Origin of the sequence: Streptomyces sp. OfavH-34-F (genome assembly GCF_022347745.1) — a bacterium.
Taxonomy (GTDB): Bacteria; Actinomycetota; Actinomycetes; order Streptomycetales; family Streptomycetaceae; genus Streptomyces.
The window spans coordinates 1-1,273 of the sequence record NZ_JAKRGC010000622.1; the positions used below are offsets into that span (position 1 = coordinate 1).

The window sequence follows — 1,273 nt, forward strand, 5'->3', positions numbered from 1 at the left end:
CACCGCCGCCGACGGGCCGGACGGGGCGCGGGAGGTCCTGCTGTCGGCGCTGCGCGCGGCGCGCACGGTGGCGGCGCACGCGTCCGGGGGCGACTCCGGGGGCGACGCCCTGTTCGTGGCCGTGCAGGACACCGGGGGCGACCTCGGGCTCGGCGGCCGTGCCCCGGACCGGGCCTGGCTGGGCGGGGTCGCCGGCCTGGTGCGTACGGCGGCCAAGGAGTGGCCGGGCGGCTCGTGCCGGGTCATCGACTGCGAGCGGGGCGGCCGGGACGACGCGGCGGTCGCCGACGCGGTCGTCCGGGAACTCCTCGAAGGCGGGGCGGACCGGGAAGCGGGTCTGCGGGCCGACGGTTCACGGATCGTCCCGCGTCTGGAGGCCCGCCCCGTGACGGCCTCGGGCGACGGCCGGATCACGGCCGCGTCGGTGATCGTGGCGACGGGCGGGGCGCGCGGGGTGACCGCGGCCGCGCTGCTGGACCTGGCCCGGGCCCACCGTCCCCGGATCGCCCTCGTGGGCCGGACCGATCCGGCGGCCGAGCCTCCGGGGCTCGACGCGGCGCTCGACGAGCCGGCGCTCACCCGGCTGCTCGCCGAACGCGCGGCGGCGGCCGGTACGGACACCTCGCCCGTGCGGATCGCGGCGCGGGCCCGGGAGATCCTGGCCGCCCGCGAGGTGCGGGCCACGCTGACGGCCCTGGAGGCGGCCGGTTCGCCGGTGCGGTACGTCCGGGTGGACGCCCGCGACGGCGACGCCCTCGCCGAGGCCCTGCGCGACGTGCGCGAGACCTGGGGCCCGGTCACCGGTCTCGTGCACGGCGCGGGGGTGCTCGCGGACAAGCGGATCGCCGACAAGAGCGACGAGCAGGCGGCGTCGGTGCTGTCCACGAAGGTGGACGGCCTGCGGGCGCTGCTGGCGGCCACGGCGGACGATCCCCTGGACACGATCGTCCTGTTCTCGTCGGTGGCCGCCGTGTTCGGCAATCCGGGCCAGTGCGACTACGCCATGGCCAACGAGGTGCTGCACCAGGTGGCGTCGGCCGAGCAGGCCCGCCGCCCCGGCTGCCTCGTCCGGAGTGTGGCCTGGGGGCCCTGGGAGGGCGGGATGGTCACGCCGTCCCTCGCCGCGCACTTCGGCCGGGCCGGGGTGCCGCTGATCCCGCTCGCCCGGGGCGCCGCCGCGTTCACCGCCGAACTGGCGGGCCCGGCCGGTGAGCCGCGGGTCGTCCTGGTGGCCGGGCAGGACCCGGCGGCGATCGCGCCGGACGCCGGACGG

The 1,273-nt window shown here is 79.1% G+C and carries 1 protein-coding gene; it reads left to right on the plus strand.

The window, feature by feature from the left end; genetic code table 11:
• On the plus strand, window positions 1–1,273 hold a 1,273-nt coding region (locus MHW47_RS35505), incomplete at both ends, for an SDR family NAD(P)-dependent oxidoreductase (RefSeq protein ID WP_239227915.1).